Origin of the sequence: Dactylosporangium sp. CA-052675 (assembly GCF_050947935.1) — a bacterium.
Taxonomy (GTDB): Bacteria; Actinomycetota; Actinomycetes; order Mycobacteriales; family Micromonosporaceae; genus Dactylosporangium.
On the sequence record NZ_CP192010.1, the window covers coordinates 2,835,523 to 2,851,951 of the forward strand.

The window sequence follows — 16,429 nt, forward strand, 5'->3', positions numbered from 1 at the left end:
ACGCAGCCTCAGCCGCCCCAGCCGCCTTGGGGCGCCGGTGCGCAGGGTGGCGGGGTGCCGGCCCGGAGCCGGCCGATCTGGATCTTCCCGGCGATCGTGGCGGTGGTGTTGCTGCTGGCGGGCGGTACCGTCGCGTTCGTCCTGCGGGACCGCTGGCTGCCCGGCTCCGGGGGCGAGGCGGGCCCGACCACGGGGCCGACGGGCACCGCGAACCCGATCGTCCCGACGGCGACCGGCACCGCCGGGCCCACGACGGCGGCGCCGACCACGGCCGCGCCCACGACCGCGGGGCCGACGCTGCCGGCGAGCGTGGGCGCGGTACGGCTGGATCCGAGTCTCGATCCCGCGCAGGCGCCGGCCGTGGCCGCGGTCTTCGACAAGTACTTCGCCGCCGTGAACGCCCGCAACGCGAGCGCCGCGCTCGCCGTCATGGACCCCGGCGGCTCGATCAACCAGGGTGACGCGAGCGCCGTGAAGCGCTTCACCGACGGTATCTCCACGAGCACTGACGACGACATCCTGCTGGTGAGCCTCGGCTCGGACCCGACCGGCAAGGGCGTCCTGCAGGCCCATGTCACGTTCCGCAGCCAGCAGCAGGCGGGCAAGGGCCCGAAGGGCCGGGAGTCGGAGACGTGCACGCGTTGGGACGTGACGTACTCGATCACGCAGCCCGGGGGCGAGTACCGCATCTGGGGCAGCACGAACGCGGGCAGCCGCCCCTGCTGACGCCGGGGCGGCCGGGGCCGGACCGTAGCCAGGAGCAGGCGGGCAGGGCCCGGAGGGCCGCGAGTCGGAGACGTGCACGCGCTGGGACGTGACGTACTCGATCACGCAGCCCGGGGGCGAGTACCGCATCTGGGGCAGCACGAACGCGGGCAGCCGCCCCTGCTGACGCCGGGGCGGCCGGGGCCGGACCGTGCGGGATAGCATCCGCGGCGTGCTGGAGTCGACCCGAGCCGTGCGCATCGCCGCCGTCCTGACCGTCGTGCTCGCGATCGGCGTGGCCTTCGGCATCCGGGCACTCGCCGGCGGCACGCTGTTCAGCAACGGCCCGCTGCAGCAGAACACCGGCACGGCGCTCTACGCGTCGGCCGTCTACGCCGGCGTGGTCTTCCTCGCCCCGCGGTGCGGCCCGCTGACCGCCGGTGCGTGCGCACTGGCCTGGTGCTGGGCCACCGAGACGTTCCAGCTCACGGGGATTCCGCACGAGATGAGCCGGTACAGTCTCGCGTTGCGTCTGGTCTTCGGCGATGCCTTCGACTGGCTCGACATCGCCTGGTACCCCGCGGGAATCGTGCCCCTCGTCCTGCTGGAGCTGCTGGTGAAGCCGCGGCGCCGAGCCGCATGACCGGGCGCGGGCGGCGTGGCCGGCGTCCGGCACGCCGCGCCGTGCGACAGGTCCGCGGCGCCGCCGGTGCCCGCCGTGCGGAAGCTCAGGGGCGGGTCGGGCCGGCCAGGGATCAGGTGGCGGTGATCGCGCCGGTCGCCAGCAGGGCGACGAGGATGCCGCCGACGGCGACGCGGTAGTACACGAACGCGGCGAAGGTGTGCCCGGCGACGTACTTGAGCAGCCACGCGATGCTGACGTAGGCCACGATGAAGCTGATCACCGTGCCGACGCCGGTCTGTGCCCAGCCGACCGTGGCGGCGATCTCGTCGGCCCGGGTGACGGCCTCGAGCAGGCCGCCGCCGGCCAGCGCCGGGATGCCCAGGAAGAACGACAGGCGGGTCGCGGTCACCCGGTCGAGCCCGCGGAACAGCGACGCGCTGATGGTGGCGCCGGAGCGCGAGACGCCCGGGACGACCGCGATGCACTGCGCGAGGCCGATGATGAGCGAGTCCTTCCACGTCACGTCGCCCTCGGCGCGCTTCTGCCTGCCCAGGTGGTCACCGAGCGTCATGACGATGCTCCACACCACCAGGCCCGCGGCCACGAACCACATGCTGCGCAGGACGCCCTCGATGTAGTCCTTGAACAGCAGGCCGACGACGACGATCGGGATCGAGCCGACGATGACGTTGATCGCCATCCGCCAGTCCTCGTGCCGGCGCGCCTCGGCGTTGAACAGGCCCCGGAACAACCCGGTGACGAACCGGATGATGTCCTTGCGGAAGTAGATGACCGCCGCGAGGATCGCGCCGACCTGGATGACCGCGGTGAACGCCGTGACGCCCTTGTCGTCGATCGGGATGCCCATCAGCTTCTCGGTGATGGTCAGGTGCCCGGTCGAGGACACCGGGAGGAACTCGGTCACGCCCTCCACGACGCCCAGCACGATCGCTTCCCAGATCTGCAACGCCGTTTCCTCCTCGCCGCGCCCGACTTGCCGGAGAGGAACTTACCGGACGCGGCTGAGAAGACTTTCAGTCCCGGTGGTGCTGGTTGGCGTGCCCGGCGGCCAGCTCCTCCCGCAGCTCGGTCAGGTGCTCGGTGTCCTCCGGCAGGTCGAGCCGCTCGAGCAGCTCGAGCGCGGGCGCGATCTCCAGCGAGCCGTAGACGTCATGGAAGCTGTACAGCACGCCGCTGAACACGGCCCGCCGCAGCCGCTCGTGTTCGGCGGCCGCGGTGTAGACCGGGTACTTGAGCTTCCACGGCACCGGGCCGCTCACCTTCAGCACCGCGGCCGCCCGCCGCTGCAACCCCTCGTCGTCCTCGCCGAGCCGGTTCACGTCGCGCGCCAGCGCCTCGGTGAACGCGCGCTCGACGGTCTCGATGTCCTCGAACCAGTCGACCCACAGCGAGTACAGCACCGCCTCGCTGGGCCGCGGCTGTTCGAGGTGCTCGCGGATCGCCTGCCAGTGCGTGGCCCAGAGTTCCTCGTCGCCGGCGGCGTTGACGAACCAGCGCAGCTCGACGGTCACCCAGTAGGCGTCGAGGATCTCGAGCAGCCCGAGGCCGATCTCCAGCTTCTCGGCGTTCGACAGCGCCTCGTCGCCGCGGATCTCCGGCATCAGATCACGAGCGGCGTCATTGGGATCACCGTCCGTATCGAGCTCGTGCGCGGCCAGCCAGGCTCGTGTGCGATTGCTGCGTGCAGTCTCCACGATCGACAAGTATCGCCGGTCGGCCGCGTTCGTGCGCTACCGCGGATCCGGACCGTGACCTGCGCCCCACAAGATCGACCGGCCGTGACGGCGGCCCCGCCCGGCTCCGGCGGCGTCGCCCGTCGATGTCAGAGCGGCAGGACGCCGACGGGGAGGGGGCTGTTCGCCACGTGGTCGAGCAGGGTCGCGCGCAGGGCCTGGGCCGCGTGGGGCAGCACCGACTCGCGCCGCTGGGCCAGGGCGATCGTGCGGTGCACGCCCGGCGCGACCAGCGGCGCGGCGTGCAGCAGCGGCCGGTTCACCAGCGCCATGCTCGGCACCAGCGCCACCCCGAGCCCGGCCTCGACGAAGGCCAGCACCGCGTCCATCTCGCCGCCCTCCACGGCGTAGCGCGGCGTGAACCCCGCCCGCCGGCACGCCTCGAGCGTCGTGTCGCGCAGGTCGTACCCGGTGCGGAACATGACCAGCGGGGTGTCGCGCAGCTCGGCCAGTGCGATGCGCGGCGCGGACAGGGGCGCGACCGAGGCGACCACCAGGCTCTCGCGCAGCACCGGCACGGTCGACAGGGCCGGGTCGGTGCCGCGCGCGGGCTCGACGATCAGCGCCAGGTCCAGGCCGTGCGCGACGAGCGCGGCGACGAGGTCCTGCGAGCCACCCTCGTCGACGTGCAGCTCGATGTCCGGGTGCCGCTCGTGGAACTCGCGCAGTACCAGCGGTACCAGTGACGTGCACAGACTCGGCGTCGCGCCCAGCCGCACCCGGCCGCGCCGCAGGCCCACCACCTCCTGGACGGCGTCCCGGGCGCTGTCGGCGTCGGCGACGACCCGGCGCGCGAGCGGCAGCAGCGTCTCACCCGCGGTCGTGAGGGCCACGCCGCCCCGCGAGCGGTCGAACAGCGCGGCGCCCAGCGCCGACTCCAGCGTGTGAATTTGTTTACTCAGTGTCGGCTGGCTCACACCGAGTTGCTCCGCCGCCCGGGTGAAATGTCGTACTTCGGCGACGGTCAGGAAGTATCGAAGCTGCTGCAGCTGCACTTTCATAGCCTACAGCTATCGTCACTGCGGCCGTCATGCATTGGACGAATCGCGAAGCCCGCCCCTAGCGTCGGCGGAGTGGCGGTAATGACGGCAGAACGGACGAACCGGGTCAAGCCCCGGAACAAGACCTCGTCCGTCGCGCTGAAGATCCTGATGGCGGGCACGGGCCTGCTGCTCGTGCTGTTCCTGTTCGCGCACATGGCCGGCAACCTGAAGATCTTCGTCGGGGCCGAGGCGTTCGACCACTACGCGCACTGGCTGCGCGACCTGGGCGCCCCGCTGCTGCCGCACACCGGGTTCCTGTGGCTGCAGCGCGCCGGGCTCACCGTCGCCGTGCTCGCGCACATCGCCGCGGCCGTCGTGCTGGCCCGCCGGGCCCGCGCCGCCCGCCCGGTCCGCTACGCCCACCGGCCCAAGGTGCAGGGCAGCTACGCGGCCCGGACCATGCGCTGGGGCGGCGTGATCATCCTGCTGTTCGTGGTCTTCCACATCCTGGACCTGACCACCGGCACCGCGAACCCCGTTGGCGACCACGAGCACCCGCACGCCAACGTGGTCGCGGACTTCGCGCCCGGCCGCTGGTACGTGACGCTGTTCTACACGCTCGCGATCGTCGCGGTCGGCTTGCACCTGCGCCACGGGATCTTCTCCGCGCTGCGCACCCTCGGCCAGCGCTCCGCGCGCGGGGAGCGCGTCGCCCGGGCGATCGCCCTGGTGGTGTCGCTCGTGCTGGTCGTGGGCTACCTCTGCGTACCGTTTGCCGTTCTGACCGGGCTGGTGAAATGACCATGAACCTCTGGAGCGAGGGCGACCCGATCGCCGACGCGGCCGCCCCCGACGGGCCGATCGAGACCCGCTGGGAGCGGCGGCAGTTCGCCGCGAAGCTCGTCAACCCGGCCAACAAGCGCAAGCTCACGATCATCGTGGTCGGCACCGGGCTGGCCGGCGGCTCCGCGGCGGCGACCCTGGCCGAGGCCGGATACAAGGTCCGCTCGTACTGCTACCAGGACAGCCCCCGCCGCGCGCACTCGATCGCGGCCCAGGGCGGGATCAACGCCGCCAAGAACTACCGCAACGACGGCGACTCCGTGTACCGGCTGTTCTACGACACGGTCAAGGGCGGCGACTTCCGGGCGCGGGAGTCCAACGTGTACCGCCTCGCCCAGGTCTCGGTGAACATCATCGACCAGTGCGTGGCCCAGGGCGTGCCCTTCGCCCGCGAGTACGGCGGCCTGCTCGACAACCGCTCCTTCGGCGGCACCCAGGTCTCGCGCACCTTCTACGCCCGCGGCCAGACCGGCCAGCAGCTGCTGCTCGGCGCCTACCAGGCCCTGGAGCGCCAGATCGCGGCCGGCAACGTCGAGATGCACGCCCGCCACGAGATGCTCGAGCTCGTCGTGGTCGACGGCCGGGCCCGGGGCATCGTCGTGCGCGACCTCGTCACCGGCGAGATCACCACCGACCTCGCCGACGCCGTGGTGCTCGCCACGGGCGGCTACGGCAACGTGTTCTTCCTGTCCACGAACGCGAAGGGCTGCAACGTCACCGCGTCGTGGCGCGCGCACCGGCAGGGCGCCCTGTTCGCCAACCCGTGCTACACGCAGATCCACCCGACGTGCATCCCCGAGTCCGGCACGCACCAGAGCAAGCTCACGCTGATGAGCGAGTCGCTGCGCAACGACGGCCGCGTCTGGGTGCCGGTGCGCGGCGGCGACGACCGCGCCCCGGCCGACATCCCCGAGGACGAGCGCGACTACTACCTCGAGCGGATCTACCCGTCGTTCGGCAACCTGGTGCCGCGCGACATCGCCTCCCGGGCCGCCAAGAACGTCTGCGACGAGGGGCGGGGCGTCGGCCCCGGTGGGCTCGGGGTGTACCTCGACTTCGCCGACGCCATCGCCCGGCTGGGCCGGCCCGCGGTCGAGGCCAAGTACGGCAACCTCTTCGAGATGTACGAGCGCATCACCGGCGACGACCCGTACGTCACCCCGATGCGCATCTACCCGGCCGTGCACTACACGATGGGCGGGCTCTGGGTCGACTACGACCTGCAGTCCAACATCCCGGGCCTGTTCGTGGTGGGCGAGGCGAACTTCTCCGACCACGGCGCCAACCGGCTCGGCGCGTCCGCGCTGATGCAGGGGCTGGCCGACGGGTACTTCGTGCTGCCCAACACCATCAACGACTACCTCGCCGCCGGCCCCTTCCCCAAGGTCGCCGAGTCCGACGCGGCCGTGGTCGCGGCCCGGGAGGCCGTGCGGGAGCGCATCGCCAGGCTCCTGGCCGTCGACGGGGACCGCACCGTGGACTCCTTCCACCGCGAGCTCGGCCACATCATGTGGGAGTACTGCGGCATGGAACGCACCGAGGAGGGCCTGACGAAGGCGATCAGCCTGATCCGGGCCCTGCGCGAGGAGTTCTGGACCCGCGTCAAGGTGCCCGGCACCGGCGAGCAGCTCAACCAGAACCTCGAGCGCGCCGGGCGGGTCGCGGACTTCTTCGAGCTCGCCGAGCTGATGTGCGTCGACGCCCTGCACCGCGCCGAGTCGTGCGGCGGGCACTTCCGCGCCGAGAGCCAGACCCCGGACGGGGAGGCCATGCGCCACGACGAGCGGTTCTCCTACGTCGCCGCCTGGGAGTTCGCCGGTACCGGCGAGCCGCCCGTGCTGCACAAGGAGGCGCTCGAGTTCGACTACGTCCACCCGAGCCAGCGGAGCTACAAGTAATGGACATCAAGCTGCGTGTGTGGCGCCAGAGCGGGCCCCAGGACCGGGGCCGCATGGTGACGTACGAGGTGCGGGACATCTCGCCGGACGCCTCCTTCCTGGAGATGCTCGACGTGCTCAACGAGCGGCTCATCGTCGAGGGTGAGGAGCCGATCGCCTTCGACCACGACTGCCGCGAGGGCATCTGCGGCATGTGCGGCATGATGATCAACGGCGTCGCGCACGGCCCGCTCAAGGCGACCACGACGTGCCAGCTGCACATGCGCCACTTCAAGGACGGCGAGACGATCGACGTCGAGCCGTGGCGGGCGGCGGCCTTCCCGGTCGTGCGCGACCTCGTCGTGGACCGCAGCGCGTTCGACTCGATCATCCAGGCGGGCGGGTACATCACCGCCCCGACCGGCGCCGCCCCCGACGCCCACGCCACCCCGGTGCCCAAGGCCGACGCCGACGCCGCGTTCGAGGCGGCCACGTGCATCGGCTGCGGCGCCTGCGTGGCCGCGTGCCCGAACGGCTCGGCGATGCTCTTCACCGCGGCCAAGGTCGGCCACCTCGGCCTCCTGCCGCAGGGCCAGCCGGAGCGCGACTCCCGCGTGCTGGGCATGGTCGCCGCGCAGGACGAGGCCGGCTTCGGCGGCTGCACGAACGCGGGGGAGTGCACCACCGTGTGCCCCAAGGGCATCCCGCTCACCCTGATCGGCCGGCTCAACAGCGACTACCGCAAGGCGGCCACCGGACGGCGCGGATAAGCTTCCGACTCATGCAGTTGTCGGAGCTCGCCGGGCGGCGGGTGGCGGTCTGGGGTACCGGCCGGGAGGGCATCGCCGCGATCGAGGCGATCGCCCCGGTCGGGCCCGCGTCACTCGTCGCCGTGCAGGACAAGACCACGTTCCTGGCCGCCTCGCGGTGGGACGCAGCCGTGCCGCTGTTCGAGGGTGAGGCGATGGGCCCGGCCCTGGACGGCGTCGAGGTCCTCGTGCGCTCCCCGGGCGTCGGCGAGTCCAACCCGTGGATCCAGCAGCTGCGCCGGCGCGGGGTCGTCATCACCGGCGGTACCGCCCTGTGGATGGCCGAGCACGCCGGCCAGACGATCGGCGTGACCGGCTCCAAGGGCAAGAGCACCACCACTACGCTGATCTCGCACCTGCTCACCGCGACCGGCCGCCCGAACGAGCTGGGCGGCAACATCGGCATCGCCGTGCTGTCGCTGCCGCCGGCCGAGCGGTACGTGCTGGAGCTGTCGATGTACCAGTGCGCCGACCTGCAGGACTCGCCCCGCGTCTCGGTGGTCACGTCGCTGTTCGAGGAGCACCTGGACTGGACCCGCGACGGGCTGCCGTCGCAGTACTACGCGCACAAGCTCAACATCGCCATGCACGGGCCGGAGGCGGTCGTCTACAACGCGACCGACCCGACGCTGCGCGCCGAGCTGGCCGCGCGCCCCGGGCTGCCGCTGGTCCCCGTCGAGCCCTGGGAGGCCGGCGGCTGGATCGTGCGCCACGGCGAGCGGCTCTTCCCGCGCGACGCCTTCGCCCTGCGCGGGACCCACAACACCGGCAACCTCAGCGTGGCCCTCGCCGCGCTGGAGGCCGCCGGCGTCGACGTCGTCGGTGAGCGGGCGGCGATCGAGGCGGGGCTGCGCTCCTACACCCCGCTGCCGCACCGCCTCACCCCGATCGCGGACCCCTCCGGCGTCGAGTTCGTCAACGACTCGCTGTCCACCGCCCCGCAGACGACGATCCACGCCATCGAGGCGTACGCGGGGCGCCCGCTCGTGGTGCTCGTCGGCGGCCAGGACCGCGGCATCGACTACACGCCGCTGCGCGACTACCTGCGCGACAAGGCCGTGCCGCTGACGCTGGTGGCGATCCCGGACAGCGGCGAGCACATCCTCGACGTCGTCGGCGACCTGCCGAACGTCCGCCGGGAGGTGGCCGAGGACCTGCCCGCCGCCGTCGCCCTGGCCCGCGGGCTGGTCCCGGCGGGCGGCGTGGTGCTGCTGTCCCCGGCCGCCCCCAGTTACGGCCGCTACGACAACTACGAGGCGCGGGCGAAGGCGTTCATCGCCGCGATCGAGTCGACCCGGGGCGTGTAGCGGCGGTCCGGTGCCGGCCGTGGGAGCCGGCCTGACGGTGCCGCGGGCGCCGCACAGGGCCGGCCGACGTATCCCGGCCCCGGCGCACGGCACCAGGCGTCCGAGGCCACGCCGAGCGCAGGACCAAGTGCGGTCGTCGCGGTGACCCGGGGCGGTTGGGAACGGTTCAGCCCAGCCAGGACGCCTCGGCCAGGGCTCGGGCGGCGGCGTCGGCATAGGTCGCGGCGGCCAGCCAGGCCTGTGCGAACGCGGTGCCGTCGTCGTCGCCGAGGCGGCCGAACGCGTTGCGCGGGCGGTCGTTCGCGGCCTCGACGAGCCGGTCGAGCAGCGCCGCGCCGGCGTCGAGCCGGGCCCGCCGCAGCCGGGTCGCGTCCGACGGGCCCCGGCCGGCCGGGAACGTGAGCATGACCCGGCCGCCGTTGACCGTGCGCTCGACCTGCGCGCTCAGCAGCTGCAGCGCCGGATCGCGCACGGCCGGGCGCCACACCTCCTCGCCGGCGGGCCCGGCCGCGGCCGGGCGGGCCGCGGCCACCTCCGCGCGCAGGTGCTCCTGCGGCAGCTGGCTGCCGTGGAGCCGGTCGAACGCGAGGTCGGCGTGGCCGTCGACCCGCCACTGCTCGCCCTCGACCGGCGCGACGGCCAGCGGGAGCACCGTGCCGGGCCGCCCGGGGTCGGGCCGCGCGATCAGCAGCATCCGCAGGCCGGCCGCGCGACCGAGCACGCGCAGGTTCTCCCGGTAGCCGAGGGCCGGATGGTCCACGGCGACCCGCAGCGTGAGCGGCGTGCCGTCGGCGTGCTCGGCCTGGATCGCGTCCCCGTCGGTGCCGCGGACCGTCACCGTCAGGAACAGCAGATCGGCCCCCGCGGTCCGCTCGGTGACCGGCACCGCGAGCGCCGCGAACGCCCGGTGCACCTGCGCGGCGACCGGCTCCGCCCACAGCCCGGCCAGCGGCTCCTCGTGCCAGGCGGCCCCGGAGGCGGTGACCGCCCGCACCCCGCGCCCGGCCCCGAGCTGCCGGCCGCCGGTCGCGGTCGCGCCGGTGACCACGAGCCCCGCCCGGGTGAACCCCCGGTGCGTCAGCGCCGTCTCGCCCATCGCGAGGGTCGCGTCCCCGCCGCGGGCCGCGCGCCTCGCGTCGCCGGGCATCACGTCGGCGACCATCCACAGGCGGCCGTCGCGGTCCGCGGCGTACGTCACGACCCCCGCGTGCCCCGTCCCGGCCAGCACCGCCGTGGAGCACAGGCCGTACAGGCGCAGGCTCCCCTCGACGTGGTACTGCCGCCGCGCCGCGCCCCGCTCGGTGCTCGCCCCGGTCCGCAGCGCGTGCGTGACGAGCAGCAGCTCCCGCATCGCGTCGCTGAGATCCGCGAGCCGGTAGTGCGCGTCGTCGCCGCGGGCCGCCTGCAGCAGCGTGGCCACGACCCGGGCCGCGGCCGCCGGCTTGTAGACCTTCGTCGCCTGCGCCTCGTGCGCCGCCCGCAGCAGCGCCGCCCGCGCCACGGTCCCCGACCCGCTGACCCCGTCGCCGAGCACCGCCACGGCCGCCCGCCAGACGTGCTCGACGGCCGCCCGCTGGGCCACCCCGAGCTCGTCGCCCGGCTCCTCGGCCGCCTCGGCCTCGACTGCGGCCGTCGCTGCCGGCGTTGCCGCGGCCGTCCCTGCCGGCGTCGTCTCCGGTGTCGTTGCCGCCGTCGTCTCCGGCGTCGCTGCGGCCGTCGTCTCCGGCGCCGCGGAGGCGTCCCAGACGGGCGCGTTGGACAGCACGCCCGCGCGGTGCAGGCAGTTCGGCGCCAGCAGGCAGGTGCAGGTCACCTCCGCGGCCGTGCGCACCACCCCGCCCGGCGCCAGCAGCGTGACGGTCGTGGCGTCGTCGATCGCCACCGTGTACAGCTCCCCGTCGGCCACCACCGCCAGCCCCGCGAACCGCCCGGCGGCGTCGTCGAGCTTCTTGCGCAGCCGGGCCGGCAGCCCGTCGACCGCCTCCACCAGGACCGGCGCGTCGATCGGGGGCAGCGATGCGTTCACGGTTTCACCTTCTCCGCGACCCAGCGGGCCAGCTCCAGGGGGCTCAGCGCGGCCACCGGCATCCCGGCCGCGACGAGCTGTGCGGCGACGGACACCGAGTACCGCGGGCGGCCCGCGTCGTCCAGGCTCGCGCAGCCGAGCACGGTCACGCCCGACTCGGCGAGGGCCCGCGTCTCGGCCAGCAGCCCGCCCAGCGGGTAGCCCTCCTCGAAGTCGCTGACGAGGACCACCAGCGTCCGCGACGGTACGGTCACGAGGCTCCGCGCGTGCCGCAGCCCCTTCGCGATGTGCGTCCCGCCGCCGACCCGCACCTCCAGCAGCAGGCCGAGCGGATCGCTGACCCGCTCGGTCAGGTCCACGACCTCGGTGGAGAAGGCGACGAAGTGCGTCGTGAGCGCCGGCACCCCGGCCAGGATCGCCCCGGTCAGCGCCGACCAGATGATCGAGGCCTCCATCGACCCGGACACGTCCACGACGAGCACGAGCCGCCAGTCGACCCCGCGGCGCGCCCGGGTCCTGAACACCGGCCGCTCCGGGATGACCTGCACCCGCCCGTCCTCGCCGCGCCGGGTGGTGGCCAGGTTCGCCCGCAGCGTGCGCGGCAGGTCCAGCGGCCCGCCCGGCCGGTACGTCGGCCGCGGCGTGCTGATCCCCGCGAGCGCCGGCCGCAGCCGGGTCGCGAGCCGCCGCGTGAGCTCCTCGACGATCCGGGCCACGAGCGGCCGCAGCCGGGCCAGTGAGCTCTCGGGCATGCCACCGGCGAGCGACAGCACGGTCTGCAGCAGCTCGACCGAGGGGTTGACGGCCTCGGGTTCGAGCAGCATGACGGCGTCGCGCCGGCCGCCCTCGGCCGCCCGGGCCAGCACCTCCTCGCGGATGCCGGGCCCGAACAGCGCGGAGAGCTCCTCGGCCCATTCCCGCACGCCGGGGAACGGCGCCTCCCGCCCGGCCCGTCCGGCCGCGTCGGCCGCGGAGCCCTCGCCGCGGCCCCGCCCGTACAGCTCGTCGAGCGCGGTGGCGTATCGCCGGGCCGAGGCCCCCAGCTGCTGGTCTTCCCGCCCGAGCAGCAGCCGCCACCGGTCGACGACGGCCAGGGTCCGTGGATCCTCGTCCGGTGCGGCGGCGGGCCCGGTCTCGTCCCGTCCCGTCGCGGCCGGTGCGATGGCGGCGGGCTCGGCCTTGCCGGGTCCCGTCGCGGCCGGTGCGGCGGCGGCCGGTGCTGACGCGGGGGGCATCAGGCCCAGCGACTCAGCGGGGGGCATCAGGCCCAGCGACTCCGCCGCGGCCCGGCCCGCCCGGTCCGCGAGCAGGCGCCGCAGCAGGGCCGACGGGTCCACGTCGGCGACGTCGGCCGGGGTGGTGTCGCCGAGGCGGTCGCGTACGACCGCCAGCAGCCGGTCCCGCCCCGCCGGGCTCACCGCCTGGAACCCGCCCCGCAGTGCCGGCAGCCGGGCCAGGAACGCGTCGTCGGGCAGCGTCGCGACCCGGTCGAGCAGCCCGTCCAGCGCATCGGGGCCGGACTGCAGCAGCGGTTCCGCGGCCGCCAGGAGCCCCCGCAGGTGCCCGAGCAGCCGGCGGCGGGCGTCGTCGTCGGCCGCCGCGTCCACCCAGGACGCGACGCGCGCGCCGAGCACGGCCGGCTCCGCGAGCCCGAGCAGCACCTCGACCGCGCCGGCCGCGGCCGCCATGGTCGGCGTGCCGTCCGCGGCCAGCCGGCGCAGCGCGTCGGCGAGCCGCAGCCCCACCCCGGCGGCGTCCGCGCGCCGGCCCAGCGCCACGAGCGCGTGCACGTCGGCGAGGTCGTCGGAGCCGGTGAGGCCGTCGACCTGCCGTACCGCCGCCGCCTCCAGCGCCTCGCCCAGCGCCCCGAGGTCGGCCAGTCCCGCCGCGACCGCGGCCGGCATCCCCGGGACGTGCCCGTGGCGCAGCCGGTCGAGCAGGCCCAGGGCGGCCATCAGCTCCTCGAGGGTGGCGCTGGCCGGGACGTGCTCGGCGACCTCGGCGAGCCGCTCGGCCGCCAGCCCCGCCAGCCCGCACTCGGCCGCCGCCGCCAGCCCGCCGATGATCTGCGCCGCGGTCGCGCCCTCCGCGCCCTCCTCGCGCCGCCGCCGCTCCCGCAGCGCCCCCTCGGCGGCCTGGGCCAGCGTCACCCCGCGCACCCCGGCGACGTCCAGCATCGCCTCGGTCCCCGGCGTCCACGCCACGCTCCACCGCGTGGTGAGCGCGTCGACCCCGGCCGTGCCCTCCACCCCAGTGGGCTCGGCGTAGGGGATCCGGCACGCCGCGAGCTGGCGCAGCGCCACGTCCCGGCGCCGGTCGAGCTCGGAGCGCAGCGGGTCGAGCCGCAGATCCTTCACCGCCGCGCCGGCCACGGGCAGCCGCAGCTGTTCGAGCAGCGCGTGTACCGCCGGGCGCAGTCCCGACCGCGGCGCCCCCGCCGCCAGCGAGCCGCGCACGTCCCCGACGAGCACCGCCTCCATCGCGTGCGCCACGACGCGCCCGCGCCCGAGCACCTCCCCGTGCGCGAGCACGCTCTGCAGCGCCTCGACGAGCTCTCCCCGCCCGGGCGCGGGCAGCCCGCGCAGGCGGGCGAGATCGCCGGCCAGCCGCACGACCTCCCGGGCCTCGGCGGGCCCGGCGGGGTGCCCGCCGGCCCGCACCCGCGCGCAGACCTCGACGACGGAGGCGAGCGCGGCCGCTTCCACGCCCTCGGCCCGCCCGGCGGCGTCGACCACGGCCTGCTGCCACCGCGGGTCCCGAATCCCGGCCGGGTACCCGGACCGCGAGTCGAGCAGCGCGAAGCTGTACGGCACCAGCGACGTGACCACGTCCGACTCCGCGGCGCCCCGCACGCTCGCGAACGCCTCCGCCGGTCCGGGCCCGGTGTGGTTCGGGCCGGACCCGGCATCGGCGGCGCCCGGGCCGGTGAGCAGCGCGGCGGCTTGCTTCGGGTCCGAGCCGGCGTCGGTGGCGCCCGGGCCGGTGAGCAGCGCGGCGGCTTGCTTCGGGTCCGTGCCGGCGTCGGTGGCGCCCGGGCCGGTGAGCAGCGCGGCGGCTTGCTTCGGGTCCGTGCCGGCGTCGGTGGCGCCCGGGCCGGTGAGCAGCGCGGCGGCTTGCTTCGGGTCCGTGCCGGCGTCGGTGGCGCCCGGGCCGGTGAGCAGCGCGGCGGCTTGCTTCGGGTCCGTGCCGGCGTCGGTGGCGCCCGGGCCGGTGAGCAGCGCGGCGGCTTGCTTCGGGTCCGTGCCGGCGTCGGTGGCGCCCGGGCCGGTGAGCAGCGCGCCGGCTTGCTTCGGGTCCGAGCCGGCGTCGGTGGCGCCCGGGCCGGTGAGTAGCGCGGCGGCGTGGAACGAGCCGACGACGGCCGCCACCCGCCGGTCCCCGGCCGCGGCCAGGCACCGGCGCATCCAGGCCTCGCGGCGCAGGTCGAGCTCGGACACGCCCGGCCCGGTCGCCGCATCGGTCCGCATGGCCCACCCGACGAGCAGCGCCGCCCGCCGCACCGCCTCGGGGTCCGACCCGGGTGCGCGGGCCTCGACGACCCGGTCCCACATGTCCTCGTCGGGCCGCCCGCTGGCCGCCTGCCGCAGCGCGTCGCCGAACGCCGACCCCGGCGCCGGACCCGGCCCCGCCGACTCCGGCGCGTCCACGACCGCGGGCGACGCCGACGCGGGATCGTGCCAGACGCGGGACGCGAGCGGCAGATCGCACGCTACGACCTCGACCCCATGCTTCGCCGCCCACCGCACGGCCACGAGCTCCGGCGAGAAGTCCGCGAACGGGTAGAACGCCGGGCTCCCGTCGGCCCCGCGCACCCCCGCGAGCGCGACCGGCGCGGCGGTGCCCGGGTCGGCCAGCCAGGGCAGCCAGGAGGCGAACTCGGCCGGCAGCTCGATCAGCAGCACCTCGGGCCGGAACCGGTCGAGCAGCTCCCCGATCACCACCGACAGCGCGGGGGAGTGGTGCCGCACCCCGATGAGGAACGGCACCGTGGCCCCCGCGAGAGTCGCGAGCGCCGCGTCCGGATCGATTCCGGCGAGCCCGGCACCACCCTCGGCCTCCGCGACGAACGACGCCCCCGCCCCAGCCGCGGCCGACCGCAGCGCCGCCGAAACGGCCCCGTTCAAGCGTGGCGGAGGCGTGCCGGCTCCGTTCAAGCGTGGCGGAGGCGTGCCGGCTCCGCTCAAGCGCGGCGGAGGCGCACCGGCCCCGCTCAAGCGTGGCGGAGGCGTGCCGGCTCCGCTCAAGCGCGGCGGAGGCGCACCGGCCCCGTGCGGCGACGGCCCGCTGCCCGGCAGCGGCGTGGCGTCGCCGGCTGTGTCACGGCTTGAGGACATCGCGCAGTTCCCACAGCCGGCTCCACAGGCGGGCGCCCTCCTCGGCGCGGCGGCGCACCGCGCCGTCCCAGTAGCCCAGCAGCTTCGCGCCGTCGGCCGGGTCGTCCTTGCACACGACGCCCTGCAGGTGGGCGGGGAGCAGGGACAGGACGTCGCGATCGCCCGGGAAGTAGGCGGCGGCGAGGCCCAGCGACGTCGCCACCGCGACCGCCTCCGCCGTGCTCATCACCGTCGACGGGCGCTCGACCTCCCAGCCCTCGACCGACCGACCGGCCCGCAGGTCGCGGAACGCGGTCACCAGCGCCTCGAGGACCGCCTCGTCCACCTCGAACGGCGTCTGGACCCGGTCCAGGGCCGCCCGCGCCTGCCGGCCGACCAGCGCCGTCTCCTGCGCCAGGTCGGGGATCGGGCCGACGGTCTCGAAGTTGAAGCGGCGCTTGAGGGCCGCCGACATCTCCGAGACGCCCCGGTCGCGCAGGTTCGCGGTGGCGATGAGCGTGAAGCCCGGCGCGGCGTGCACGGTCGCGCCGTCGGTGCCGGACAGCTCCGGCACCGCGATGCGCCGGTCGGACAGGATCGACACCATCGCGTCCTGCACCTCCGGCAGGCACCGCGTGATCTCCTCGATCCGCGCCACCTGCCCGGCCCGCATCGCGGTGAGCACCGGCGACGGCACGAGCGCCTCCGGGCTGGGGCCGTGCGCGAGCAGCAGCGCGTAGTTCCAGCCGTATCGCAGCTGGTCCTCCGTCGTGCCCGCGGTGCCCTGCACCACGAGCTCGCTCGTGCCGCACACGGCCGCCGCCAGCAGCTCCGACAGCATCGACTTGGCGGTGCCGGGCTCGCCGACGAGCAGCAGCCCGCGCTCCCCGGCGAGGGTGACCACGCACCGCTCGACGAGGGCGCGGTCGCCGACGAACTTCCGGGCGATCTCCAGCTTCGCCGGCACGCCCTCGGGCCGCTTGCCCTTGGGCAGGGCCAGCTCCCCGTCGCTGCCGACGATGAACGTGACGACGGCCCGCGGGGTCAGCCGCCACCCGGGCGGCCGCGCCCCGCCGTCGAACGCGGCGAGGAACGCGAGCTCGGTCGCGTGCGCGTGCTCGGCGGGATCGACCTGCCGGGGAGCGGTCACAGTGGCGGTCATGAACGGCCCTTCCAGACGAATGCGG

Annotated in this window: 12 protein-coding genes; 6 read left to right on the plus strand and 6 right to left on the minus strand. The window is 75.1% G+C overall.

Going from position 1 to position 16,429, the window contains the following annotated elements; all coding sequences use genetic code 11:
* Window positions 1-54 precede the first annotated feature (54 nt).
* On the plus strand, window positions 55-726 hold the full coding sequence (locus ACQP1P_RS12780; RefSeq protein ID WP_433086274.1) for a hypothetical protein: 672 nt from the start codon (window positions 55-57) through the stop codon (window positions 724-726).
* 211 nt (window positions 727-937) lie between these two features.
* On the plus strand, window positions 938-1,348 hold the full coding sequence (locus tag ACQP1P_RS12785; protein ID WP_433086276.1) for a DUF2809 domain-containing protein: 411 nt from the start codon (window positions 938-940) through the stop codon (window positions 1,346-1,348).
* Window positions 1,349-1,460: 112 nt separating this feature from the next.
* Here ACQP1P_RS12785 and ACQP1P_RS12790 read toward each other — a convergent pair whose 3' ends face one another.
* The 3 genes from ACQP1P_RS12790 to ACQP1P_RS12800 all read right to left on the minus strand — a co-directional run bounded on the left by ACQP1P_RS12790 (window position 1,461) and on the right by ACQP1P_RS12800 (window position 4,085).
* Window positions 1,461-2,297 carry an undecaprenyl-diphosphate phosphatase gene (locus ACQP1P_RS12790; protein WP_433086278.1) on the minus strand — a complete coding sequence of 279 codons (837 nt, stop codon included), beginning with the start codon at window positions 2,295-2,297 and terminating at the stop codon, window positions 1,461-1,463.
* A 67-nt stretch (window positions 2,298-2,364) separates the two neighbouring features.
* Window positions 2,365-2,952: a hypothetical protein gene (locus tag ACQP1P_RS12795; RefSeq protein ID WP_433086280.1), complete on the minus strand. Its 588-nt coding sequence runs from the start codon at window positions 2,950-2,952 to the stop codon at window positions 2,365-2,367.
* A 221-nt stretch (window positions 2,953-3,173) separates the two neighbouring features.
* The gene (locus tag ACQP1P_RS12800; RefSeq protein ID WP_433086282.1) at window positions 3,174-4,085 is read right to left on the minus strand and encodes a LysR family transcriptional regulator; all 912 of its coding nucleotides are present in this window, start codon (window positions 4,083-4,085) and stop codon (window positions 3,174-3,176) included.
* Between the two features lie 150 nt (window positions 4,086-4,235).
* Between ACQP1P_RS12800 and ACQP1P_RS12805 the strand changes: the two genes are divergently transcribed.
* From ACQP1P_RS12805 to murD, 4 genes are read left to right on the plus strand one after another with little or no spacing between them, the layout of a single operon-like run.
* Window positions 4,236-4,868, plus strand: coding sequence for a succinate dehydrogenase cytochrome b subunit (locus tag ACQP1P_RS12805; RefSeq protein WP_433089983.1), 633 nt, complete (start codon window positions 4,236-4,238; stop codon window positions 4,866-4,868).
* 2 nt (window positions 4,869-4,870) lie between these two features.
* A complete protein-coding gene (locus ACQP1P_RS12810) occupies window positions 4,871-6,808 on the plus strand; it encodes a fumarate reductase/succinate dehydrogenase flavoprotein subunit (RefSeq protein WP_433089984.1) in 1,938 nt (645 codons plus the stop codon).
* Window positions 6,808-7,557, plus strand: a complete 750-nt coding sequence (locus tag ACQP1P_RS12815; protein WP_433086284.1) for a succinate dehydrogenase/fumarate reductase iron-sulfur subunit — start codon at window positions 6,808-6,810, stop codon at window positions 7,555-7,557. Before ACQP1P_RS12810 ends, ACQP1P_RS12815 begins: the two co-directional genes overlap by 1 nt.
* Before the next feature lie 11 nt (window positions 7,558-7,568).
* The gene (murD, locus tag ACQP1P_RS12820) at window positions 7,569-8,903 is read left to right on the plus strand and encodes a UDP-N-acetylmuramoyl-L-alanine--D-glutamate ligase (RefSeq protein ID WP_433086286.1); all 1,335 of its coding nucleotides are present in this window, start codon (window positions 7,569-7,571) and stop codon (window positions 8,901-8,903) included.
* Between the two features lie 166 nt (window positions 8,904-9,069).
* On the opposite strand, the gene ACQP1P_RS12825 is transcribed toward murD, so the two are convergent.
* From ACQP1P_RS12825 to ACQP1P_RS12835, 3 genes are all read right to left on the minus strand, one after another.
* Window positions 9,070-10,929 carry a hypothetical protein gene (locus tag ACQP1P_RS12825; protein ID WP_433086288.1) on the minus strand — a complete coding sequence of 620 codons (1,860 nt, stop codon included), beginning with the start codon at window positions 10,927-10,929 and terminating at the stop codon, window positions 9,070-9,072.
* Entirely contained in the window at window positions 10,926-15,053 is a 4,128-nt protein-coding gene (locus ACQP1P_RS12830; RefSeq protein ID WP_433086290.1) for a DUF5682 family protein, read from the minus strand. Before ACQP1P_RS12830 ends, ACQP1P_RS12825 begins: the two co-directional genes overlap by 4 nt.
* A gap of 193 nt (window positions 15,054-15,246) precedes the next feature.
* Window positions 15,247-16,404 (minus strand): ATP-binding protein, encoded by a 1,158-nt coding sequence (locus ACQP1P_RS12835; RefSeq protein WP_350609296.1) that lies wholly within the window; start codon window positions 16,402-16,404, stop codon window positions 15,247-15,249.
* Window positions 16,405-16,429: the final 25 nt, after the last annotated feature.